This is a genomic window from Chromohalobacter beijerinckii (assembly GCF_023061185.1).
Lineage (GTDB): Bacteria > Pseudomonadota > Gammaproteobacteria > Pseudomonadales > Halomonadaceae > Chromohalobacter > Chromohalobacter beijerinckii.
Map to the genome: position 1 here is coordinate 43,911 of NZ_JAKGAK010000018.1, position 21,521 is coordinate 65,431.

22 protein-coding genes, 1 tRNA gene and 1 riboswitch are annotated in these 21,521 nt (G+C 61.1%); of the genes, 11 read left to right on the plus strand and 12 right to left on the minus strand.

Annotated features, from left to right (window positions below; genetic code table 11):
• Positions 1 to 58: 58 nt before the first annotated feature.
• The 6 genes from L1075_RS12875 to gloB form a co-directional block, all read right to left on the minus strand.
• The gene (locus L1075_RS12875) at positions 59 to 1,654 is read right to left on the minus strand and encodes an ABC transporter ATP-binding protein (protein WP_246942209.1); all 1,596 of its coding nucleotides are present in this window, start codon (positions 1,652 to 1,654) and stop codon (positions 59 to 61) included.
• Positions 1,644 to 2,747, minus strand: coding sequence for an ABC transporter permease (locus tag L1075_RS12880; RefSeq protein WP_246942211.1), 1,104 nt, complete (start codon positions 2,745 to 2,747; stop codon positions 1,644 to 1,646). Before L1075_RS12880 ends, L1075_RS12875 begins: the two co-directional genes overlap by 11 nt.
• Positions 2,747 to 3,814 (minus strand): microcin C ABC transporter permease YejB, encoded by a 1,068-nt coding sequence (locus L1075_RS12885; protein ID WP_246942213.1) that lies wholly within the window; start codon positions 3,812 to 3,814, stop codon positions 2,747 to 2,749. Before L1075_RS12885 ends, L1075_RS12880 begins: the two co-directional genes overlap by 1 nt.
• A gap of 10 nt (positions 3,815 to 3,824) precedes the next feature.
• Positions 3,825 to 5,660 (minus strand): extracellular solute-binding protein, encoded by a 1,836-nt coding sequence (locus L1075_RS12890; protein ID WP_246942215.1) that lies wholly within the window; start codon positions 5,658 to 5,660, stop codon positions 3,825 to 3,827.
• A gap of 105 nt (positions 5,661 to 5,765) precedes the next feature.
• A complete protein-coding gene (locus L1075_RS12895) occupies positions 5,766 to 7,097 on the minus strand; it encodes a LysM peptidoglycan-binding domain-containing protein (RefSeq protein ID WP_246942217.1) in 1,332 nt (443 codons plus the stop codon).
• A 48-nt stretch (positions 7,098 to 7,145) separates the two neighbouring features.
• The gene (gene gloB, locus L1075_RS12900; RefSeq protein WP_246895017.1) at positions 7,146 to 7,913 is read right to left on the minus strand and encodes a hydroxyacylglutathione hydrolase; all 768 of its coding nucleotides are present in this window, start codon (positions 7,911 to 7,913) and stop codon (positions 7,146 to 7,148) included.
• A gap of 106 nt (positions 7,914 to 8,019) precedes the next feature.
• Here gloB and L1075_RS12905 point away from each other — a divergent pair, with 106 nt between their 5' ends.
• Genes L1075_RS12905 through nudC form a run of 4 tightly spaced genes read left to right on the plus strand, consistent with a single transcriptional unit; the run spans position 8,020 to position 10,860 of the window.
• Complete coding sequence (locus tag L1075_RS12905; protein ID WP_040241269.1) at positions 8,020 to 8,823, plus strand: methyltransferase domain-containing protein; 804 nt, start codon at positions 8,020 to 8,022, stop codon at positions 8,821 to 8,823.
• 19 nt (positions 8,824 to 8,842) lie between these two features.
• The gene (gene rnhA, locus L1075_RS12910; RefSeq protein WP_246942235.1) at positions 8,843 to 9,310 is read left to right on the plus strand and encodes a ribonuclease HI; all 468 of its coding nucleotides are present in this window, start codon (positions 8,843 to 8,845) and stop codon (positions 9,308 to 9,310) included.
• 3 nt (positions 9,311 to 9,313) lie between these two features.
• Complete coding sequence (gene dnaQ, locus L1075_RS12915; RefSeq protein WP_040241266.1) at positions 9,314 to 10,069, plus strand: DNA polymerase III subunit epsilon; 756 nt, start codon at positions 9,314 to 9,316, stop codon at positions 10,067 to 10,069.
• The gene (nudC, locus tag L1075_RS12920) at positions 10,066 to 10,860 is read left to right on the plus strand and encodes an NAD(+) diphosphatase (protein ID WP_040241264.1); all 795 of its coding nucleotides are present in this window, start codon (positions 10,066 to 10,068) and stop codon (positions 10,858 to 10,860) included. Before dnaQ ends, nudC begins: the two co-directional genes overlap by 4 nt.
• Positions 10,861 to 10,887: 27 nt before the next feature.
• Here the strand turns inward: nudC and L1075_RS12925 are convergent, their stop codons facing one another.
• Positions 10,888 to 11,205 (minus strand): SCP2 sterol-binding domain-containing protein, encoded by a 318-nt coding sequence (locus L1075_RS12925; protein ID WP_040241261.1) that lies wholly within the window; start codon positions 11,203 to 11,205, stop codon positions 10,888 to 10,890.
• Between the two features lie 100 nt (positions 11,206 to 11,305).
• Here L1075_RS12925 and sohB point away from each other — a divergent pair, with 100 nt between their 5' ends.
• Positions 11,306 to 12,358, plus strand: coding sequence for a protease SohB (sohB, locus tag L1075_RS12930; protein WP_246942219.1), 1,053 nt, complete (start codon positions 11,306 to 11,308; stop codon positions 12,356 to 12,358).
• A 17-nt stretch (positions 12,359 to 12,375) separates the two neighbouring features.
• On the opposite strand, the gene L1075_RS12935 is transcribed toward sohB, so the two are convergent.
• A complete protein-coding gene (locus tag L1075_RS12935) occupies positions 12,376 to 12,699 on the minus strand; it encodes an ArsR/SmtB family transcription factor (RefSeq protein WP_075369236.1) in 324 nt (107 codons plus the stop codon).
• 488 nt (positions 12,700 to 13,187) lie between these two features.
• On the opposite strand from L1075_RS12935, the gene L1075_RS12940 reads away from it, so the two are divergent.
• Complete coding sequence (locus tag L1075_RS12940; protein ID WP_075369237.1) at positions 13,188 to 13,862, plus strand: 7-cyano-7-deazaguanine/7-aminomethyl-7-deazaguanine transporter; 675 nt, start codon at positions 13,188 to 13,190, stop codon at positions 13,860 to 13,862.
• Positions 13,863 to 13,913: 51 nt separating this feature from the next.
• Positions 13,914 to 14,681 (plus strand): alpha/beta fold hydrolase, encoded by a 768-nt coding sequence (locus L1075_RS12945; protein ID WP_246942220.1) that lies wholly within the window; start codon positions 13,914 to 13,916, stop codon positions 14,679 to 14,681.
• A 56-nt stretch (positions 14,682 to 14,737) separates the two neighbouring features.
• Here L1075_RS12945 and L1075_RS12950 read toward each other — a convergent pair whose 3' ends face one another.
• The 3 genes from L1075_RS12950 to L1075_RS12960 form a co-directional block, all read right to left on the minus strand.
• Positions 14,738 to 15,724 (minus strand): ABC transporter substrate-binding protein, encoded by a 987-nt coding sequence (locus tag L1075_RS12950; RefSeq protein ID WP_246942222.1) that lies wholly within the window; start codon positions 15,722 to 15,724, stop codon positions 14,738 to 14,740.
• A gap of 117 nt (positions 15,725 to 15,841) precedes the next feature.
• A complete protein-coding gene (locus L1075_RS12955) occupies positions 15,842 to 16,609 on the minus strand; it encodes an ABC transporter permease (RefSeq protein ID WP_246895024.1) in 768 nt (255 codons plus the stop codon).
• Positions 16,609 to 17,370, minus strand: a complete 762-nt coding sequence (locus tag L1075_RS12960; protein WP_246942224.1) for an ABC transporter ATP-binding protein — start codon at positions 17,368 to 17,370, stop codon at positions 16,609 to 16,611. Before L1075_RS12960 ends, L1075_RS12955 begins: the two co-directional genes overlap by 1 nt.
• Before the next feature lie 33 nt (positions 17,371 to 17,403).
• A riboswitch (TPP riboswitch) is annotated at positions 17,404 to 17,508 on the minus strand.
• Between the two features lie 84 nt (positions 17,509 to 17,592).
• Here L1075_RS12960 and L1075_RS12965 point away from each other — a divergent pair.
• The 4 genes from L1075_RS12965 to L1075_RS12980 all read left to right on the plus strand — a co-directional run bounded on the left by L1075_RS12965 (position 17,593) and on the right by L1075_RS12980 (position 21,255).
• The gene (locus tag L1075_RS12965; protein ID WP_246942226.1) at positions 17,593 to 18,435 is read left to right on the plus strand and encodes a hypothetical protein; all 843 of its coding nucleotides are present in this window, start codon (positions 17,593 to 17,595) and stop codon (positions 18,433 to 18,435) included.
• Positions 18,436 to 18,501: 66 nt separating this feature from the next.
• The gene (locus L1075_RS12970) at positions 18,502 to 20,211 is read left to right on the plus strand and encodes a potassium/proton antiporter (RefSeq protein ID WP_075369242.1); all 1,710 of its coding nucleotides are present in this window, start codon (positions 18,502 to 18,504) and stop codon (positions 20,209 to 20,211) included.
• An 82-nt stretch (positions 20,212 to 20,293) separates the two neighbouring features.
• Positions 20,294 to 20,545: a hypothetical protein gene (locus L1075_RS12975; RefSeq protein WP_246942227.1), complete on the plus strand. Its 252-nt coding sequence runs from the start codon at positions 20,294 to 20,296 to the stop codon at positions 20,543 to 20,545.
• Positions 20,546 to 20,589: 44 nt separating this feature from the next.
• Positions 20,590 to 21,255, plus strand: a complete 666-nt coding sequence (locus L1075_RS12980; protein ID WP_246942229.1) for a metallophosphoesterase — start codon at positions 20,590 to 20,592, stop codon at positions 21,253 to 21,255.
• Positions 21,256 to 21,356: 101 nt separating this feature from the next.
• Here the strand turns inward: L1075_RS12980 and L1075_RS12985 are convergent.
• Positions 21,357 to 21,446: transfer RNA gene (locus L1075_RS12985), tRNA-Ser, on the minus strand.
• Positions 21,447 to 21,521 lie beyond the last annotated feature (75 nt).

Below are 21,521 nucleotides of genomic sequence, written 5' to 3' on the forward strand. Positions count from 1 at the left end.
TTATGCGCTTATCGCGTCTTAACCTGACAAGCCCATAACTGGCCTCTGAAAAAGTTCGTCAGGTGCCGAAATGCAATCCAGAGGCCTCGAGAAGGCGCTTGGTATATGCTTCTCGAGGCTGCCTGAGTAGCGTCTCGCAGTCGCCTTGCTCGACGATCTCACCATCTTTGAGCACCACGATTCGGTGCGCCATGGCGCGCACCACGGCGAGGTCATGACTGATGAACAGATAACTCAGCCCGCGTCGTGCCTGAAGGCCGCGCAGCAAGCTGATGAGCTGCTTCTGCACGCTGCGGTCGAGCGCTGAAGTCGGTTCGTCTAGTACGAGTAGATCGGGTTCGAGAATGATGGCGCGCGCCACGGCGATACGCTGGCGTTGGCCGCCCGAGAACTCATGCGGATAGCGCGCTGCGCAATTCGCCGGCAGGCCAACTTCTTCAAGGGTGGTGGTGACGCGCTGCTCGATCTCCTCGTCGCTGAGAGCTGGGTGATGGAAGCGTAGCCCTTCGCTGACGATATCCATGACCGGCATGCGTGGCGAGAGCGAGCCGTAAGGATCCTGGAAGACGACTTGAAAACGCCGCCGACGGCGGCGTAGCGCGTTGCCGCGTAATGTATCCAGGCGCTCACCATCGAAGAGAATCTCGCCGTCGGCGGCGGTCAGGCGTAGAAGCGCTAATGCCAGGGTGGTCTTACCGGAGCCGGATTCCCCGACCAGGCCCAGGGTTTCGCCGCACGCCAGGGTGATATCCAACGGTTGGACGGCCACGAAGGGGGCGGGACGGCGCCCGAACCAGGACTTGCTCCGCGTGAAGGAGACGCCGAGGCGGCGTGCTTCGAGCAGCATCTTGCGTGCCGCCGGCAACGGCGCGGCATGGCCATCGGGGTTGGCGGCGAGCAGGTGTTGGGTATAGGCCGCGTGAGGGGCGTCGAAGACGCGTGTGACGCTGCCACTTTCGACGAGCCGTCCATGCTGCATGACATGCACGCTGTCGGCATGCCGGCGCACCAGATTGAGATCGTGGGTGATGAACAGCATGGCCATGCCATTGGCGTCGCGTAACCGTGCCAGCAAGGCCAGAATTTCCTGCTGCACGGTGACGTCCAGCGCCGTGGTCGGTTCATCGGCAATGAGAAGCTGCGGTGCGTTGGCAATGGCCATGGCGATCACCACGCGTTGGCGTTGTCCACCCGAGAGCTGGTGAGGGTGCGCCTCGAGCATTTCGTCGGGGCGCGGCAGTTGTACTTCCACCAGCAGTTCCCGGGCGCGCTGGCGGGCGGCGCGACCACGCAATCCTTGATGTAGGCGCAAGGTTTCGCCGAGTTGTTTGCCGACCGTGTGCAAGGGGTTGAGCGAGGTCGTGGGCTCCTGGAACACGAAGCCGACCTGCCCGCCGCGCAGCGCATTCCAGCGCGCCTTTGGGAGACCGTCGAGCGATTCTCCCAGGAGCCGGCGCGTGCCGTCGACCTTGGCGCTGGGCGGCAACAGGTCGAGCGCGCCGAGAGCGGATACCGACTTGCCGGAGCCCGATTCGCCGACCAACGCGGCGGTTTCGCCACGGCGTATGGTGAGTGACAGGCCCTCGACGACGCGCATGTCGCCGAAGGCGATGCGCAGGGCATCGAGTTCGAATACGACGTCGTCATTGGCCATGCGCGGTTCTCCCGGGTAGGTCATCGGTATCGGCGGTAGTCGATGTGGTGGTGCTGGGAACGTGGCGCGGATCGAAGGCATCACGTAGCCCTTCGCCGATGAAGACCAGCAGCGAAAGCATGATGCCAAGACTCAGGAAGGCCGTGATGCCAAGCCAGGGCGCCTGCAGGTTGTTCTTGCCCTGGGCGACGAGTTCGCCCAACGAGGGTGAGCCTGGCGGTAGGCCGAAGCCCAGGAAATCCAGCGCGGTGAGCGTGGTGATCGCCCCGGTGAACAGAAACGGGATGAAGGTCAGGGTGGCGACCATGGCATTGGGCAGCACATGGCGCCACATGATCAGGCGCGAGGGCAATCCCATGGCGCGTGCCGCGCGCACGTACTCGAGATTACGCGCGCGCAGGAATTCGGCGCGCACGATGTCGACCAACCCCAGCCAGGAAAACAGCAGCATGATGCCCAGTAACCACCACAGGTTGGGCTGCACCAGGCTGGCGAGGATGATCAGCAGGAATAGCACTGGCATACCCGACCAAATCTCGATGATGCGCTGGCCGATCAAATCGACCTTGCCACCGAAATAGCCCTGTACGCCGCCGAACAGGACGCCGAGCGCCATGGAGCCCACCGTTAGCACCACGGCGAAGACCACCGACAGACGAAAGCCATAGAGTACACGGGCGAAGACGTCGCGGCCGTGGTCGTCGGTTCCCAACCAGTGGCGTACCGAGGGCGGCGAGGGTGCAGGCCCCGTCAGCTCGCGATCCAGCGTATCGTAGGAGAAGGGCACGGGGGGCCATAGCATCCAACCCTGCGAGGAGATGCTTTCCCGGACGACAGGGTCGCGGTAGTCGGCTGTCGTGGGGAGAAAACCGCCGAACTCGGTTTCAGGGTAATCGAATACCACCGGGGCGTACCACTGGCCCTGGTAGTGCATGACGATGGGCTTGTCGTTGGCGACCAGTTCCGCGCCCAGGCTGACGATCAGCAGCAGGACGAAGGCCCACAACGACCACCAGGCGCGCCGGTTGCCGCGAAAGATCTGCCAGCGGCGGCGGGCGATGGGAGACGGTTGCGCGCGCTTGCGAAGTGTCATCATGCCTCCCGCGCCGCGAAGTCGATGCGAGGGTCGACCCACACATAGGTGAGATCCGAGATCAGCTTGAGCACCAGTCCGATCAAGGTGTAGAGATACAGAGTGCCGAAAATGACCGGATAATCGCGCTGCATGACGGCTTCGAAACCAAGTAATCCAAGGCCGTCGAGCGAGAAGATCACCTCGATCAACAGCGACCCGGTAAAGAAAATGCCCACCAGCGCTGAGGGGAGCCCTGCGATGATGATCAGCATGGCGTTGCGGAACACGTGCCCGTAGAGCACACGGTGCTCACTGGCGCCCTTGGCGCGTGCGGTGAGCACGTATTGTTTATGGATTTCGTCGAGGAAGCTGTTCTTGGTCAGCATGGTGAGCGTGGCGAAACTGCCGATGGCCGAGGCCAGCACGGGCAGCGCGATGTGCCAGAAATAATCCTGGATCTTGCCCCACCAGGAAAGGTCGGCGAAGTCGGGCGAGGTCAGCCCGCGCAGAGGAAACCAGTCCAGATAGCTGCCGCCGGCGAATACCACGATCAGGAAGATGGCGAACAAGAACCCCGGCACGGCGTAGCCTACGATGATCAGTCCCGAGGTCCAGACATCGAAGCGCGAGCCGTGGCGCAGGGCCTTGCGTATGCCGAGTGGTATCGAAATCGAATACACCAACAACGTCGTCCAGAGTCCCAGCGAGATCGACACCGGCAGGCGTTCAACGATCAGGTCGATCACCGGTCGCCCGCGAAAGAAGCTATCGCCGAGATCGAAGGTGGCGTAGTCGGCCAGCATGCCGAAAAACCGTTCCACAGGCGGCTTGTCGAAACCGAATTGCTTTTCCAGTTCTGCTTCGAGGCGTGGGTCGATGCCGCGTGCGTTGCGGGTATCGCCACCGGTTGTCTCGCCGCCGCCTTCCAGGCGCGTGCTGGCATTGCTGTCCATGCCCTCGAAGCGAGCCAGCATCTGATCGATAGGACCGCCCGGCGCCACCTGCACGATAATGAAGTTGAGCAGCAAGATGCCCAGCAGGGTGGGGATCATCAGCATCAGGCGGCGTAGGATGTAATTAGCCACGATGTTGTCCTTAGCGTTCGCCGCGTTGGCGTTGCTCTATCCGGGACGCGCGCTGTGGATCGACCCACCAGCTCGATAGATCGAAGGTGTATTCGGGGAAGGGCTGGGGATAGCCGAACTTGTCCCATAGTGCCACGCGAGTGCCATCGAGGTGCCATTGGGGAATGACGTAGAAACCCCAGCGCAGTACTCGGTCGAGGGCGCGCGCGGCGGTGTCCAGTGCCTGCCGACTGCCGGCACGAATCAGACTATCGACCAGACCGTCGATGGCGGGGTTCTGCAGGCCGATCAAGTTGCGGCTGCGTGGCGCGTCGGCGTAGTCGCTGGTCCAGAATTCGCGCTGTTCGTTACCTGGATTGGCGGACTGTGGAAAACTGCCGAGAATCAGGTCGAAATCGAAGTTGCGCTGGCGCGTCAGGAACTGATTGACGTCGACCACGCGCAGGTTGGCCTCGATGCCGAGACGCTCGAGGTTTTGAATCAGCGGCAGGGTCACGCGTTCGAACTGAGTATCGTAGAGCAGGAATTCGAGGCGCAGCGGCTGTTGGGTCTTGCGGTTGACCAGCGTCCCATCGCGAACCTCATACCCGGCGTCGCGAAGCAGTCCCAGCGCTTTTTTCAGGCGTGCTCGCAGCCCTTCGGGCCGGGGAGCAGGGAGGGGCGTGTCGAAGACATCCTGAGGCAGGCGATCGCGATAGGGCGCGAGTAGCTCGCGTTCGGCATCGCTGGGTAGGCCGCTGGCTTCCATTTCGGAGCTTTCGAAGTAGCTATCGGTTTCCTCATAGGCGCCGTAAAAAAGATGCTCGTTGAGCCAGTCGAAGTCGGTGGCCAGCGTCAACGCTTCGCGAACGCGGCGGTCCTGGAATTTCTCGCGCCGCAGGTTCATGACGAAGGCTTGCATGCCGGCGGGCTGAGCGTCGGGGACGACCATGCGTTTGATGAAGCCTTCCTCTCGAGCGGGGGTGTCGTAAGCGGTGGCCCAGTTCTTGGCGCTGCTTTCTCGGCGTAAATCGAGATTGCCGGCCTTGAAGGCCTCCAGCGCCACGGTCTGATCCCGATAGTAGTCGTAGACCAGACGGTCGATATTGTGCCGCCCACGGTTGATGGGCAGGTCGCGCCCCCAGTAATCTTCGACACGTTGATAGACGATGCGGCGCCCTGGCGAGAGGCTCTCGACCGCATAAGGGCCGGACCCCAACGGCTTGTCCAGCGTCGGCGCAGCGAAGTCGCGCGAGTCCCAATAGTGTTTGGGTAGCACCGGAAGCTGGCCGAGGATCAATGGCAACTCACGCGAATTGTTATCGCTGAATTCGAAGCGCACGGTGTCGTCATCCAGCGCTTCGATCTTGTCGACATCGGCGTAGTAGGCGCGATAGAACGGCTGCCCCTCGTCGCGTAGCAGGCGAAAGCTGAACACGACGTCTTCCGCCGTCACGGGGTGGCCGTCGTGGAAGCGTGCTTGCGAGCGTAGATCGATTTCCATCCAGTGGCGGTCGGGATCGAGGCGGATGCCGCCTGCCAGTAGCCCATACATGGTGAAGGGCTCATCGGCGCTGGCTTCCATCAAGGTATCGTAGACGTGGTTCAGACCGTCGGCTGGGTTGCCTTGGATGATGAAAGGGTTGGTCGAATCGAAGCTACCCTGTGCGGCGCGCCGCATTTCGCCACCCTTGGGGGCATCCGGATTGGCGTAGGGCAAATGCGAGAAATCATCGGGCAGGGCGGGTGCGTCGTAGAGCGAGATCCCCGCGACGGTTGGCACGTCTGCGACTGGCTCGGCCAGTGCCGCGAGGCTGGTCGCCCATAGGCAAGAACCCAACAGCAAGGTGAGAACGAACGAGGGCATCAACCGATTCCTTGAAGCAAGATGCGCAGGGGCCGGTGAAGCACCGGCCCGCTTGCTAGCCTACCCTAGCGGTGTCGCGCTGAGTAGGGGCATCGCTCAATGCGCTCAGCGAGCGGCCTGACGCAAGGTCAGACGTTGGCCGGGTTGTAGATAATCGCTTTGATCGAGCTGGTTCCAGCGTGCTAGATCGCCGACGCTGACGTCATGGCGCGCCGCGATACGCGACAGGCTATCACCCGGCTTGACGCGCACTTCGCGTGTGGTGTCGTGACTGGCCATGCTAGGGGAATGGCCGGTGGTTGGGACCATCAGCGATTGCCCGATGCGCAATGAATCGCCGCTGATCGCGTTCTGCTGACGTAGCACGCTGATGGGAATGTCATGACGCGCGGCGATGCCGGAAAGGGTGTCGCCACGTTTGACCACGTAATGCGCCTTGGTCTGACGTTTCTCGGCAGGCAGCGTGTCGAGCTTGGCGAGAAAGCGCTTGCGGCTGTCGGCGGGAATCACCAATTTGGCGTTTTGATCGGGGCGTGTCGCCTCGCGACGAAAGGCCGGGTTGAGTTTGCGCAGTCGTGCTTCACTAACGCCGGCGAGCTGCGCGGCATCGGTCAGCGCGAGTTGGCCCTTGGTTTTTACTTGGGCAATGGCGGGGCGATCGGGAATGTCGGGTAAAGTGACCGCGTAGCGCTGCGGATCGGAAACCACCGCGGCCAACGCCAGCAGCTTGGGCACATAGTCCATGGTTTGACTGGGCAGCGAGAGATGCCAGTAATCGATGGGCTTGCCTTGGGCGGCGGCCCGCTCACGTGCGCGGTTGACCGTCCCCGCGCCAGCATTGTAAGCCGCCAGGGCAAGTTCGAGATTACCCTCATACCATTGGTCGGCGAGTGTCTGCAGATAATCCAGAGCGGCGGCTGTCGAGGCGACGACATCGCGACGGCCGTCATACCACCATGTGTCGGTCAGGCCCATGGCCTCGCCAGTGCCCGGCATGAATTGCCAGAGTCCTGAGGCGCCGCCGGGATGGGCGGCGGTAGGATCGTAAGCGCTTTCGATGAATGGCAGCAGTGCCAGCTCGGTGGGCATGTCGCGCGCTTCGAGCTGACGGGTGACCCAGCGTAGCCAGGGGCGCGCGTTTTGGGCGACGGACGAGACGTATTCGGGATGCTCGGAAAAGTAGTCGAGCCAGTCTTTGACGCGCGGATTCTCAATGTCGTGGGGCAATCCGAAGCCGCTTTTAAGGCGCGCCCAGGCATCGGCTTGCGTGGCGCTTTGAAGCTCTAGCGCTTGCCAGAAGGTCGCATGGTGCGCCGATGCAGCCGTGTCGTCGCCGGTCGGTGAGCCACTGTCCGCTAGCGCGGGTAGTGACAGGGGGATCAGAAAAAGACCTCCCGCCAAGCCCAAAGCTTGGCGGCGGATCGATCGAACGTGCATGGGAAGCGAACCTCTCTAGGGCGGTGACATCAACTGGGCATGGTGTTGCTAGAAGCGGTCTTTCCATGCGCGCAACGTGGCAAAGGCGCTACTGGCGTCGTCGGCATTGCCTTGTTCGGCTACTGCCTTGAGCAGGCCGGGTTGGTCGATGCGCAAGAAGGGATTGATCTGGCGCTCGGAGCCGATGTTGGTGGGCAGCGTGGGCCGCTCCAGCCGGCGTGCTTTTTCGCACTCCTCGAGGTAGGCGTCCCGCGTGGGGTTGTCGGGCTCGGCAGCCTGAGAGAAGCGCAGGTTGGCCAGCGTATATTCGTGTCCCGCGAACACCATGGTGTCGTCGGGCAATGCAGCGAGACGCTCAAGCGAGCGCTGCATCTGCTCGGGCTCGCCTTCGAACAAGCGCCCGCAACCGGCCGAGAACATCACGTCGCCGCAAAACAGCAGTCCTGGCGTTCCGGGGGCGTAGAAGGCGATATGGTCGAGCGTGTGCCCGGGGACTGCTAAGACTTCGAAGCGCCGTCCCTGCACGCGGCATTCGTCATCGTCGCCAACGACTTCTTCAACGGCAGGGATGGCCGCGTTGTCGGGGCCGATTACGCGTGGCGCGTAACGTTTGACCAGTGTTTCGATGCCGCCCGTGTGATCGTGATGATGGTGGGTGACCAAAATCGCCACCAAGTTCAAGTTTTCGCGTTCCAGGTATTCGATGACGGGTTGCGCGTCGCCGGGATCGACGATCGCCACCTTATCGCTGGCATCCTGGCGGAGCAGCCAGATATAGTTATCCTGGAACGCGGGAATTGGAATCACGGTCAACATAATACGCTAGACCTCGGCAAACGTCGGAAACACGCCTAGCGTCACGCCATGCGCGATGGCGGACGGCAGCGTAAAATGCGACAACCTTGGGGGGGAATGGGCCGTCGTGTCAAATTCGCATATGACAATGACGTTGGCGCAGGCCGTCCGCGAGGGGCGCCGCTTCTGGGGCTCCGAGGGTGGCGTTGCATTATGGCAGGCACAGCGTGCCTGCCTGGGACCACTCTGCGAGTCGCGCTTCGGGTCTCACAGCTTGCAACTCGGCATGGCGTCGCGGCTGACCGACATGTGCCCGATTCGCCATGCGATGAGTTGGGCGCCGACACGCGCCTTGGCTCAGGATGATGCCACCTTGGTGTGCGATCCAAGCACCTTGCCGCTTCCCGATGAAAGCCTCGATCTCGTGCTGGTGCACCACCTGTTGGAGGTAATGCCCAACGCACACCACTTGGTGCGTGAGGCGGCACGGGTCACGCGCGATGATGGCATGCTGGTGGTGATGGGCTGGAATCCCTTCGGCGCCGATGCCCTGGGGCATTTATCCCCCGCCAGTCGGCGTCGTTGGCCCTGCAAGGGGCGATGGCGGCGCAGCGGCCGGTTGCGGGAGTGGCTGGCGTTTGTCGATTTCGAGATCGACCGCGTAGACTACTGCGGCTTTCGCCTGCCTGGCGGGCATATACACAACTTGGGACTCGAAACGCTGGGGCGCCGCTATAATCTTCCCTTTGGGGGATGTTATCTGATCGTCGCCCGGCGTAAGCAGATCCCCGTACAGCCGGTGCGCACCTTGCTGCGCCGCGATTCAATGGCGGGCAACTGGCTCGGCCCCGCCGCGCTTCATCGCGATCACGGCGGGCGCTCGGGCCGCGCCACGCACGCCCACGACGATAGGATGGCCGAGGTTGACTGATACTCCCACCGTGGGCGATATGCCTCACGTGACCATTTATACCGACGGCGCCTGTCGCGGTAATCCCGGGCCCGGTGGTTGGGGCGCGGTGCTGCGTTATGGCCAGCACGAGAAAACCCTTAATGGCGGCGAGGCCGAGACCACCAACAATCGCATGGAACTGATGGCCGCGATTCAGGCGCTACGAATCTTGACGCGTCCCTGCGAGGTGGCGCTATGGACCGATTCCGAGTATCTGAGAAAGGGTATTACCCAGTGGGTCCATGGCTGGATCAAGCGTGGCTGGAAGACCGCCGCCAAGAAGCCGGTCAAAAACGCCGAATTATGGCGTGAACTACTTGAGGAAGCCCAGCGTCATCGCATCGAATGGCGCTGGGTAAAAGGACACAGTGGCCACGAAGGTAACGAACTGGCCGATACGCTCGCCAACGCCGCCACCGACGATGTACAGGCGGCTCAGCGGCGGGCCATGGCAGGAGAAGAGTAAGCAATGCGTCAGATCGTACTGGACACCGAAACGACCGGCATCGATCCCAAGGATGGGCATCGTCTGATCGAGATTGGGGCGGTGGAGGTAGTCAATCGCCGGTTGACCGGTAATAACTTTCACCAATACATCAATCCCGAGCGCGATATCGATCCCGAGGCCGTAGCAATACACGGTATCACCAATGAGCGCGTTGCCGACGAACCCGTGTTCGCGGATGTTGCCGATGCTTTCTGGGAATACATTCGCGGCGGCGAACTGGTAATTCACAACGCAGCGTTCGACGTCGGCTTCATCGATCATGAATTCGGCCTGCTGCAGAATAAACGTGGTGGGCCGCGGCTGGGCCCGGTCGCGGAGCACTGCGGCGTGCTCGATACGCTCGCCATGGCGCGTAAGTTGCATCCAGGGCAGCGCAATAGCCTGGACGCGCTGTGCAAGCGTTACGCCATCGATAATGGCCGCCGAGTACTCCACGGCGCCTTGCTCGATGCGGAAATCCTGTCCGATGTCTACCTGGCGATGACCGGGGGGCAAACGGCGCTTTCACTCGCCGGCGTTGAAGGGGGCGATGACGCGGAGGGAGCGAATAGTGTCAGCGGCATTCGCCGCGTGGCGCGGGAAGGCGTAACTTTAGCGGTGACGCGGCCCAGCGAGGCGGAATTGAATGCGCATAGAGCCAAGCTCGACGGCATTCGCCAGGCGGCGGGTGAGTGTCATTGGGACGCGTTGGACGAGGCGTCGCAGGGGTCGTCATGACGATCACTTCGACACCGACATTCGTGAGGGAGCTGCCCGGCGCAGATACGCCGCGCTGGGGATATTGGATTCGTTTCGGCGAATCGGGTATCGCCCCAGGTGAAGAGGGGGGCATTCTACAGTCGCCCGGCGCTTGGCCGGAACAAGCCATGCCGCTAGGAATGTGGCAGGGCTTGCCAGTCGCGATGGCGCATGAGAGCGGCGAGGCAGGCTGGCCCCCGGCGCGTGACTGGCTGGCGCGCTTGCCCGCCGCACAGGGCGATCTGCTGGCCACGGCGCTGCAAGTCAACGCCTGGGCGCGTGACCATCGCTTTTGCGGCCGCTGCGGAACGCCGATGCAGCGTCTATCGCACGAGTTTGCCATGCAGTGCAAGGCGTGCGGCCATCGCAGCTATCCGCGCATCTCGCCGTGCATCATCACTTTGGTGACCCATGGGCGAGACCTGTTGCTGGCGCGCAACGCGCGTTTTCCCGCCCGGCGTTATTCCACCCTGGCAGGGTTCATAGAGCCGGGAGAAACCGCCGAGAACGCGGTGCGGCGTGAAGTCCATGAGGAAGTCGGGGTCGAGATCGGGCGGGTCAGCTTCTTTCGCAGCCAGTCATGGCCGTTTCCGCATTCACTGATGCTGGGTTTTTTTGCTGAGGCAGCTAGCCGACGCATTCGCATCGATGGCGTAGAGATTGCCGATGCCGCTTGGTTCACACCACGCCATTTGCCAGAACTGCCCCCTAGTCATTCGATTTCGCGTCAGTTGATCGAGACGCACCTCAGCGCGGTGGCGATGCGCTGAGGTGTAACGACGAAAGAAAAGAGCGGGTCAGCCGCTGGGGAACAGGCTGGTGAGCTTGCTGGCCAGCATGACATTGCCGGCGGCCTTGAGCTTGCCGCTCATGAAGGCTTGCATGCCATTGATTTCGCCGCTCATCACGCCTTTCAGAGTCTCGGTGTCGGTGGTCAGGCTGACGGAAGGGTCGTCGTGTTCGCCTTGCTGAACGTCCAAGGTGCCGTCCTGAATATGCAGGTAGTAGTCATCGGCATCGCTGATGTGGAACTGGAAGATATCATTCATGCCCCGGGCGGCGGCAGGATCGAAGCGCGACTGAAGTTTTTCGATGACGGTGCTGGCGTCGGCCATGATCGGTCACTCTATGGTGTTAATGGAAGCTCCAGCCTATTTCAAACAAATGTTTCATACAAGAGCTGGATTGATTGTCATCCAAGCATGAGGTAGCGACGTGATTGAATGGATAGCGGAATACGCCTTGTTTGCCGCCAAGCTGGCGACACTGGTGATCGCCCTGGGTGTGCTGATCGTGTTGGTGGTGTCTATTAAGCAGCGTGCCAGTGGGCAGCAAGGCGATGATAACCGTTTGCGCGTGGTGGCATTGAATGAGCGCCAACGGCAGCGGCGTGAATCGCTGCGCCTGGCCGGGATGCCGCCCGCTCGGCGGCGCCGTGCACAAAAAGCGTTGCGCAAGCAGGAAAAGGCACGCCGCAAAGGAAAGGATGATGCACCTGACGAGGTGCCATCGCGAGTGTGGGTGCTCGACTTCGATGGCGATCTCAAGGCATCGCGTACCCCGCAGCTGGCGGAGCAGGTTTCACTGTTGTTGGGTGAATTGCAGGCCGAGGATGAAGTGGTCGTGCGTCTTACCTCGGGCGGCGGCTTGGTGCATGCCTATGGGCTTGCCGCTGCACAACTCGACCGGCTGCGCGATGCCGGGGCGCATCTTACTGTGTGTGTCGATAAGGTCGCCGCCAGCGGGGGGTACATGATGGCGTGCTGCGCGCATCGTTTGATTGCGGCGCCGTTCGCTGTCATTGGATCGATCGGGGTCGTCGCGCAGGTGCCCAACGTGCATCGCCTGCTCAAGAAACACGATATCGATGTCGAGCTGCTCACGGCGGGGCGTTACAAGCGGACCTTGACCGTGCTCGGGGAAAATACCGACGAAGGACGCGCCAAGTTTCTTGACGATTTGCAGGAAACGCACGATCTCTTCAAGCGCTACGTTGGCGAGCGGCGTCCGGCGCTGGACGTCGACAAGGTGGCGACCGGCGAAATCTGGTATGGCCGTCAGGCCCTCGAGGATGGCTTGATCGATGAGATCGCCACTAGCGACGGTTATCTTGCGGTGCGCATGAAGGAGGCGCAGGTTCTACATGTGAGGCTGGAACCGCACCATTCGCTGTTGCAGCGTGTCGGCGTGGGGGCCTCGATGGGGATCGAGCGTCTGGGGGATAGCGTCATGGAGCGCTTGGAAGCTAGCGGTTGGCAGCGGCGCTGAGCCGCTGCCAGGGCCTATCAGCGGGATTTGCCGTAGAGCGCGACCAGTGAATCGATCACAGTGCGGGCCTCGTCGCCTGCCAGTGAATAGTAGATGGTCTGCGAGGCACGGCGTGTGACCACCAGGTTCTCACGACGCAGGATGGCCAGGTGCTGCGAAAGCGCCGACTGGCTGAGGTTGAGCTTGCGATTTAGTTCGGTGACCGAAAGCTCGGCGTTGTCGAGCAGGCACAGGATGCGCAGGCGGTTTTCGTTGGCCATGGCCTTGAGTAGCGTCGTGCCTTTGTCGATGGCGCTGTAACCAGCGTCGATCAGGGCGGAGGCAGGCTGGAGCGGGCGCATATTGTCTCTCCTACGTTGGGATTGGCTGCCGAGGGGCGAGGGATAGGCGCCCCGCGGCAAAGGGATGCTCGTGTGTCGAATGACCGTCTATGTCCGGCGTATCCTTTCACCTATTGGACAAGCAGTCATTCCCTGTTACTCATTCTTGATTTAGTGAATCATCAATAACTTCGCCAGCCTTGTCCAAGGTAGTCTTCAACGGTATTTCATCGGTTAGGGCGCGGTGTTGTCGGCAGGCCGTAGGATGGGGCACTGCAATGGCGATTACCATCTCGTAAGGCACTGAAGTAACGACGATAGTTCCTTTTCGTCTGCGGTGCTCGACGATGGACGCGTTACCCCATGGCGAGAGCAAGCAAAACGTCTCGCTGGTCGGCATCGGTGAAATCCTTTACAATCCCGCCGCTTTCGCTCGGCGTCTTTCACGCCGTCCCGCCTTGAGGGTTCCCTTACCCCTCGGCCTCTTTCGGCAACTAAAAAGGTGCTACATGTTTGTGCTCGATTCTCGCCAAGCGCGCCGCTTGATGGGGTGGCTCGTGAGTTTCCATATTGTCGTCATCGCGGCCAGCAATTACCTGGTGCAGTTGCCGTTCTCGATGTTCGGCGTGCACACTACTTGGGGAGCCTTCAGCTTTCCATTTATCTTTCTCGCCACCGACCTGACCGTGCGACTGTTTGGCAAGCGCCGGGCGCGCACGACCATCGCGCGCGTCATGCTTCCTGCCTTGCTGATTTCCTATGTGGTGTCGGTGCTGTTTCAGGATGGCGCCTTTCAGGGGGCCTCGGCGCTGGGTGATTGGAACCTGTTCGTGGGGCGTATCGCGCTGGCGAGTTTCATGGCCTACGTGCTGGGACAGTTGCTGGACATTCACGTCTTCGATCGCATGCGGCGGCTGCGTGCTTGGTGGGTGGCGCCGGCGTTTTCGACGCTATTGGGTAACCTGGCCGATACCTTCGCGTTCTTTGCCATCGCTTTCTGGAATGGGCCCAATGCGTTCATGAGCGCCCACTGGGTCGAAATCGCCTGGGTGGATTATGCCATCAAGCTGAGCGTCAGCCTGGCTTTCTTCCTGCCGTTGTATGGTGTGTTGCTGGGGGCGTTGACGCGCCGCTTGGCGCATGTCGCCGATGCCTCCGAGCAGGTGTCGGGGCACAATGCCTGAAACGCCTCTGGTACTATGCCGGCATGACTTGAATGGCTGACGAGGCAAATTGTGGAATTACATCATGTCGATACCGGCGGCGCCGGGCGCCCACTGGTGGTGTTGCACGGCTTGTTCGGCAGCGCCGACAACTGGCGCTCGCATATCAAGCGTTGGCAGGAAAGCCGCCGCGTGATCGCTGTCGATCTGCGCAACCACGGAAAATCTCCTCACCAGTCAGGCATGGGCTATGCCGCTCAGGCGGCGGACGTCGACGCCTTGCTGGATCGTCTGGCGATCGACAGTTGCGATCTGCTGGGTCACTCGATGGGGGGTAAGGTCGCCATCACCTTGGCGCGTCAATCGCCTGAGCGTGTCGCGCGCTTGATCGTTGCCGACATCGCGCCGATTGCTTATGAACATGGTCACGAAGCGATCTTCAAGGCCATGCGTGCGGTCGAGCGGCAGCCGCCTGCGGACCGCAAGGAAGCCGACCGGATCATGGCCGGATTCGTCGAGACGCCGGCAATACGGCAGTTCTTGGCGACCAACCTGGTTCGTGGTGAGAATGCCACGTTGGAGTGGCGCGTGGGGCTCGACGAGATTGAAGACGATTACGCCCATATCGTCGCAGTGCCGGACGGAAGCGGCGCTTACACAGGGCCGACGCTCGTGCTGCGTGGCGAGCGTTCCGACTACGTTGGCGATGATGTGTTGCCGGCGGTCGAGTCGGTGTTGCCGGAGGCGCGTATCGAGACCATTCCCGATGCGGGGCATTGGCTGCATGCCGAGCAGCCCGAGGCGTTTCAGGAAGCCTTGGCACGCTTTCTAGCGGTATGAAATGGCGCACCGGCCATGCGAGAAAAGCCTTTTCGCATGGCCGGTGCGGCTTGGGGTCAAGGCTGGCTGAGATCGACGGCGAGGCGTGACAACGGGCTCTTGGCCTTGATCTGGCCGCGCTCTAGCAGAAACGACTCGAAGGCATCGTAGCGATGCCCATCGAGAGCCGCAGGCCGCAAGGCGAAGCGTGGAATGGTGTTATACCAGGCTTTCTTGTTGACGGGTGTGTCCAGCGCCGGATCGGAGGCTTTGAAGGCTTTCCAGCCCTCGTCGGGATGGTTGATGATCCATGCCGTGGCTTCTTCGACGGCGGCCATGAAACGGGTATAAGCATCGCGATTCGCATCCAGGGTGTCGCGATTGGCGATGAAGATCAGTTCATCGTAGGTGGGGACGCCTTCTTCCTCGATATAGAAAGCTCGCCCCTTGACGCCTTCCTGCGCCATCTGTGCCAGTTCGAAATTGCGAAATGCACCAGTAACGGCATCGACCTTTTCGCCGATCAGCGCCGGTGTCAGGGCGAAGTTGACGTTTACCATCTCGACGTCCTCCGGCGCCACGCCATTGTGCTCGAGCATGGTATTGAGCAGCACTTCCTCGACGCCGCCTACCGAATAGCCGATGCTTTTGCCGGCCAAGTCTTCCATGCTCTCGATGTCGCTATCGGCGCGTACCAGCGTGATGTTGAGCGGCGTTGCGATCAGAGTGCCCACACGCACCAATGGCAAGCCCTGGTCTACTTGTAGGTGTAACTGAGGCTGATAGCTGATGGCCATGTCGATCTTGCCGGCGGCGACTAGCTTGGGAGGGACGCTGGGATCGGCGGGTGAGATCAGCTCAACGTCGAGCCCGTGGCGCTCGAAGAAGCCGCGTTGTTGGGCGATGACCAGGGGGGCGTGCGACGGGTTGGTGTACCAGTCGAGCATGACTTTCAGGGATGTCGTCTGCGTCGTGTCGTCGTCATCTGCAGCCCATGCCGGGCCGGAAGCGATCAATACCAACGCAAGGCAAGCTCCCATGAAGCGTCGAGTCAAACGTAGCATGTGATGTTCTCCTGCGGATCCCCGCCCATTGAAGCGTGGCGGGCATTATCGTTATCGCCGTGAAAGGCGGCGTATGGGGCGTTGCCACGTGGTGGCGGACGCTGCCCCGGGCGGTTGTCAGCTAGTAGCGCCAATGCGGTCTTCATGCCATGGCATGAGGCGTCGCATGACGGCGTCGGTAGTGAAGTAGAGTGCGACCCCGAAGGTGACCAGAATCAGCAAGGCGGCAAACATCAGGTCGACCTGCATGCGCGCGTTGGCATCGAGCATCAAATACCCCAGGCCCTGGCTGGAGCCAACCCACTCGCCGATCACTGCGCCGATGGGGGCAGCGCTGGCGGCCATGCGCATGCCCGATGCCAGCGCCGGTAAGGCGGCGGGCAGTTGGATGCGCAATAGCCGGCGTCGACGGTCGGCCCCTAGTGTCTGGGCTAGATCCAACCATCCTTGTGGCGTCTGACGCAGGCCGTCGTAGCATGTCGAGGCGACCGGAAAATAAATGATCAACGTGGCCATGACGATTTTCGCGGTCATTCCATAACCCAGCCATAGCATGAGAATAGGCGCGAGGGCGAACAAGGGCACGGCTTGGCTGATCAGTAATATCGGCAGCAGGGTGCGCCGCAAACCGTGAAAGCGCGCTAGGGCCAGTGCGGTGCCTAGCCCGCTGATGCACCCGATGAGTAGCCCCGCGACGATCTCGATCACCGTGATACCGGCATGATGCCACAACAGTTGCTGGTGCGACGCGAACGCTTGCATGACAGACAGCGGCGAGGGCAGAACATAGCCGGGAACGCCGGTGACGACGACGAGTACCTGCCATAGCCCGAGGATGGAAAGAATCCCCAAGAGGGCGGGCCAGAGACGCTTGAGTACGCTCATTAGGTGCTCCCCTCGTTGTTGGTATGAGGGGCAGAATGAAGGCGCGCCACCAACTGCGATTGCATGCGCTGTACGTCGGGTGCGTCGAGCGCGCGGGGGCGCTGCCCGCCAGGAACCTCGAAGTCGCTTAACGACGCCGGCTGATCGCTTAGTATCAGGATGCGATCGCTCAGGCGCAGGGCTTCGAGCGGATCGTGCGTCACCAGGAGCACAGTACGCCCGGCCAGCAGGCGTGCGGCGAGTTCATGAAGCTCCAAGCGAGTGATGGCGTCGACGGCGGAAAAGGGCTCGTCCATCAATACCACCGGTGCGTCCTCGAAGAGTGTGCGTGCCAGCGCCACTCGTTGGCGTTGCCCGCCGGATAGCGTCTTGGGCCATTGCTCGGCCTTGTCGCTTAGGCCGACCTCGTCGAGCAGGGTCATCGCGCGCTGACGTTGCGCCGCCGTGGGGCGCCCACGCAGCGCAGGGCCGAGCAGGACGTTGTCGATGACCTTGCGCCAGGGAAGTAATTGATCTTGCTGGGCCATCCACGCCAGGCGGCCGGCCAACGGGCGCTGATCGCTAGTGGTGAGGGTCAAGGCGTGAGTGTCGGGAATGGGGAGGTCGGCGATCATGCGCAGCAAGGAGCTTTTGCCGCTGCCGCTGCGGCCGAGCAGCCCCGTCCAACTGCCTGCCGCGAAGGTGGCTGAAAGGCCATCGAATAGCCATTGCCCCGAAAAGGCGAGCCGCGCATGGGAAAGAGAAAAACCGAGGGACGTCATCAAGGCTCCATGAATGGGGCGAAGGACGTGCCGACGGCACGCTCTGGTATTTCCTCCGCCGGTGCTAACCGGATCAGGTTCCAGGGTTGCGCGTGGCGCTCTCAGCCCATTGCGTGATGGGCACCCCTATCCAGAGACGATTATTGTATCCTGATACGGCGGCGACTGCCCAGACATGCCAGAGTCGCCGTCTCGCTATCGCTTGGGCTGGCAGGAGTGTGCATGTATCCCGATCCCGCATTGACGCATCGCGTCGAGGTCTTCACCGGTCATGCGCTGGCCCCATTGCCCTTGGCTTGGGATGACAGCGCCAATTGGTTGTGGCGAACGCGTGATGAGGCACCGCGGTTGCTCAAGCTGGCACGAACGCACTCGGCCCAGGACCCATTCTGGCAGGGGATGGATCGGCTCTTCGGCTTCGACCGTTGGCGCTGTCCCGAGGCGCTGACGCGCTTGGCCGGCGCCTTACCGACACATTTGCCACTTCCACCATTACCTTTGACGTATTTGGGCGCGCTGCATCAGACGCCGCTCTGGAGCCTGCCGTGGAGCGATGGGGCGCCGGCCCGGATGGGAGAGGTATTTGCTGAACTTTTGGGAAGTCAGTTGGGGCATCTGCATCGCGAAACGGTGTCGGGCTGGGGGCACCCTCTGGAAACAGTTTGGACGCTATCGCAGTGGCCGCGACGGGCGCGCGACTTTTTGAGACACCACCCACGTTGCGCCGATTGGGGGGCACTGCCCGATTTTCCTGTGCCCTCACGCGCGGTGTGGTGCCTGCCCGATTTGCGTGCCGATCAGTTCCTGAGCGGTGCCACCGGCTGGCTATGGAGTGACTGGGAAGCACTGGTATGGGCGCCGCTCGAGTTCGATCTATGCGTGGCTGAACTGCTCATGACGGAAGGCGCCGAGCGAGATGCTTTTGTCACCGCCTACCGGCGACAGTCACCGAATGTTGCGCTTGGCGAATATCGTCAGGGTATGCGCGCTCTTATCTGGGCCATGCGATTACAGGGCGATATCGACTGGCATATCTTGGAATCGCATCCTGCCTGGTTGATGTAGATAACAGCATGGCGTGTCGGGACATGGCATACTAGGCCCTTGAATTTAGGGAGATAGTCGTTAGTCGTGGATACCATCAACAGCCTTTTTTTGTTTTCGGGATTTCTAATTGCGCTCAGTATCGTCGCGAGCCGCGTCTCGTCGCGCATCGGTGTGCCGCTGTTGGTGCTGTTCCTGGGGTTGGGCATGATGGCTGGCGAGGAAGGCGTGCTGGGCATCGAGTTCGACGACTATTCGCTGGCTTATTTGATTGGGCACCTGGCGCTGGCGATGATCCTCCTCGATGGCGGCTTGCGTACGCGCCTCAAGACGTTTCGCGTGGGTCTCAAGCCGGCGCTGTGCCTAGCGACATTAGGGGTCTTCGTGACCAGCGGGCTCGTTGGCCTTTTGGCGACTTGGATATTCAACCTTTCCTTAGTGGAAGGCCTGCTGGTGGGGGCAATTGTTGGTTCAACGGACGCTGCAGCGGTCTTTTCGATGCTCAGCGGTCAGGGGGTAACGCTCAACGAGCGGGTAGGCGCGACGCTGGAGATCGAGTCGGGCACCAACGACCCGATGGCGATCTTCTTGACCATCACCCTGGCCGAAGTGCTGGTAAACGGTGCCAGCGGTGTCGGGCACACGCTGATGACGTTCGCCTCGCAGTTCGGGTTGGGCTTATTGTTCGGGGTTGGGGGTGGCTGGTTCGCTGCCAAACTGCTGCGCTGGCTCGATCTGGCGTCGGGGCTCTATTCGCTACTGGCGCTGGCATCGGGGTTTTTCATCTTCGGCTTGACCAGCGCGGCTGGCGGTAGCGGTTTCCTGGCGATTTATCTAGCGGGCTTGATGATCGGAAACCAGCCCGGGCGGCACCTCACGCATATTCTACCGGTCCACGATGGCTTGGCGTGGCTGAGTCAGATCGGGCTTTTCCTGGTGCTGGGTTTGTTGGTGACACCCAGCGAAATGATCGATTACGCCATACCGGGCGCTGTCTTGGCGCTGGGTCTGATTTTCGTGGCGCGTCCGTTGGCCGTATTGGTTTCGCTCAAGCCGTTCTTCAATTTTCGCTGGCGGGAGCTCGGCTTCATTTCTTGGGTGGGCTTGCGTGGGGCGGTGCCCATCGTCCTTGCCATATTCCCGGTGATTGCGGGGGTCGAGAATGCGACGCTGTATTTCAACGTCGCCTTCTTCGTGGTGCTGATGTCGTTGTTGATGCAGGGCGCCTCACTGGCACGGGTGGCGCGTTGGATGCGGGTCGAAGTGCCGGCCGGCACAACGCCCAATCGCCGCGGCCCGCTGGGGGTGTTGCCGGAGAACGATTATGAAATGTTCGTTTACAAGGTCGAGAACGAAGCGCTCGAGGACGTGCCCATTCGCCTGCTGCGCTTCCCGTCAGGGGCCTTGATTTCCGGCCTTTTTCGCAAGCACACCATGCTGCATGCCAAAGGAAGTACGCGGCTGAAACTTGGCGATGTCATTTGTGTCATCGGTCGCAGCGAAGATCTGGCGGCGCTCAATCGCTTGTTCAATGGGGATGCCACACTCAAGCGTGAGCGCGCCTTCTTCGGCACCTTCACGTTGGATGGAGAAGCCGTCATGAGTGATGTGGCGGACGCCTATGGACTGACTTTAAGCGCCGGAGAACAAAACATGACCCTGGGTGAGTTCGTGTCGCTGCGCGTCGGCGGTCATCCCGTGGTAGGGGACGATGTCGATTGGCATGGCTTTCACTGGGTCGTCAATGCGGTGGAAGGTAACCGGGTGACTCGGGTTGGGTTGAGGCTTTATCACTGAGCCAGGAACTTGAATGCAATAGCGCACAGTACGTTATCTTGTTCTACGCTGAGTAGATTGTTTTTATCCTTCGGAGTCTGTCATGTCCATGCCCCAGCGGCGCCTCTATCGTTGCCGCGCTTGTCAGGTCGAAGTATTCATCAAGGCAACCCGGCGACCGCTGGAAGCAAGGTGCCCTGAATGCAAAGCGAGTGATTTCGAGAGCGTCGAGATGGCCGGGGCACATCCACGTGCCAGTGTCGATGGGCTGCTGGCGAAGGCGTTGGAACTGGAAGGCGGGGAATCGCGTGACTTCGCTCGGCGTTCTGAAAAGTCGGCCTTTCGCGATATTTAATTACTCCTTGCGGTGTTTTGGTTAGTTGATAAGGAGCCGTTTGCGTGATTCAACGGCACGGTCCCAATGAGTGCGGCCGCGATTTCATTGTCAGTGATATCCACGGGCAGCTGGCGCTGCTTCATGAACGGTTAAACGCAGTCGGTTTCGATCGGCAACGAGATAGACTGTTCAGCGTCGGGGATCTGATCGATCGTGGCGCCGATAGCCTCCAGTGTTTGTCTCTCGCCCTCGAGCCTTGGTTCTACGCCGTACGTGGCAATCATGAAATGCTGGCGTATGACGCCTTGCTGGGCGAGGAAAGAGGCAGCCTGAAAGCCCGCGATGCGTGGATGATCAACGGCGGAACCTGGGCCCTGGAGTCGGGATTGGCCGAGGCGCAGGCGATGTTACAGCAGGCCTTGCCTTGCATGCCCTATGCGCGTGAAATATCAGTCGCCGGTAAGCGTCTCGGCATTGTCCACGCTGAACCGCCGGCGGACTGGCGGGACATCGTAACGCCTTCGCAGGACCAGCTTTGGGGAAGAACGCGCATCCGGCGCGGTAACGAGACCCCGGTCAGCGGCATCGATGCCGTGGTGGTAGGGCACACCATTGTGGAACGCCCCTTGTGGCTGGGGAACGTCCACTACATCGACACCGGCGCCTTCACGACCGGGAGGTTAACGCTCATCGAAGCACGCACGCTGATGAGTCGTGTCGGATCGTAGCTAATGTAACAGTGCAGTGTAACGACAGTGGGATGTAACATCCCAAACGAAAACGCCCCGAGACCAGTAAGTTACTGAAATCTCAGGGCGCTTTGATGTAGTGGCGGAGGGACAGGGATTCGAACCCTGGGAAGGCGCAAACCTTCGCCGGTTTTCAAGACCGGTGCATTCAACCGCTCTGCCATCCCTCCGGCTTACGGCGGTGTATACTACCAGCATTCAACGAGTCGTCAAGACTTTTTGTGCTTTCAATGAGTTAAAACAAC

Excerpts from the sequence above, each read along its gene's own strand:
- L1075_RS12875 (WP_246942209.1), bottom strand. The coding sequence starts at position 1,654 with ATGGCCAATGACGACGTCGTATTCGAACTCGATGCCCTGCGCATCGCC.
- L1075_RS12935 (WP_075369236.1), bottom strand. The coding sequence starts at position 12,699 with ATGCGCCCGCTCCAGCCTGCCTCCGCCCTGATCGACGCTGGTTACAGC.
- L1075_RS12950 (WP_246942222.1), bottom strand. The coding sequence starts at position 15,724 with ATGCTACGTTTGACTCGACGCTTCATGGGAGCTTGCCTTGCGTTGGTA.
- nudC (WP_040241264.1), top strand. The coding sequence starts at position 10,066 with ATGACGATCACTTCGACACCGACATTCGTGAGGGAGCTGCCCGGCGCA.
- L1075_RS12965 (WP_246942226.1), top strand. The coding sequence starts at position 17,593 with ATGTATCCCGATCCCGCATTGACGCATCGCGTCGAGGTCTTCACCGGT.
- L1075_RS12880 (WP_246942211.1), bottom strand. The coding sequence starts at position 2,747 with ATGACACTTCGCAAGCGCGCGCAACCGTCTCCCATCGCCCGCCGCCGC.
- gloB (WP_246895017.1), bottom strand. The coding sequence starts at position 7,913 with ATGTTGACCGTGATTCCAATTCCCGCGTTCCAGGATAACTATATCTGG.
- L1075_RS12955 (WP_246895024.1), bottom strand. The coding sequence starts at position 16,609 with ATGAGCGTACTCAAGCGTCTCTGGCCCGCCCTCTTGGGGATTCTTTCC.
- L1075_RS12925 (WP_040241261.1), bottom strand. The coding sequence starts at position 11,205 with ATGGCCGACGCCAGCACCGTCATCGAAAAACTTCAGTCGCGCTTCGAT.
- L1075_RS12895 (WP_246942217.1), bottom strand. The coding sequence starts at position 7,097 with ATGCACGTTCGATCGATCCGCCGCCAAGCTTTGGGCTTGGCGGGAGGT.
- L1075_RS12975 (WP_246942227.1), top strand. The coding sequence starts at position 20,294 with ATGTCCATGCCCCAGCGGCGCCTCTATCGTTGCCGCGCTTGTCAGGTC.
- L1075_RS12960 (WP_246942224.1), bottom strand. The coding sequence starts at position 17,370 with ATGACGTCCCTCGGTTTTTCTCTTTCCCATGCGCGGCTCGCCTTTTCG.
- L1075_RS12890 (WP_246942215.1), bottom strand. The coding sequence starts at position 5,660 with ATGCCCTCGTTCGTTCTCACCTTGCTGTTGGGTTCTTGCCTATGGGCG.
- L1075_RS12940 (WP_075369237.1), top strand. The coding sequence starts at position 13,188 with ATGTTTGTGCTCGATTCTCGCCAAGCGCGCCGCTTGATGGGGTGGCTC.
- dnaQ (WP_040241266.1), top strand. The coding sequence starts at position 9,314 with ATGCGTCAGATCGTACTGGACACCGAAACGACCGGCATCGATCCCAAG.
- rnhA (WP_246942235.1), top strand. The coding sequence starts at position 8,843 with ATGCCTCACGTGACCATTTATACCGACGGCGCCTGTCGCGGTAATCCC.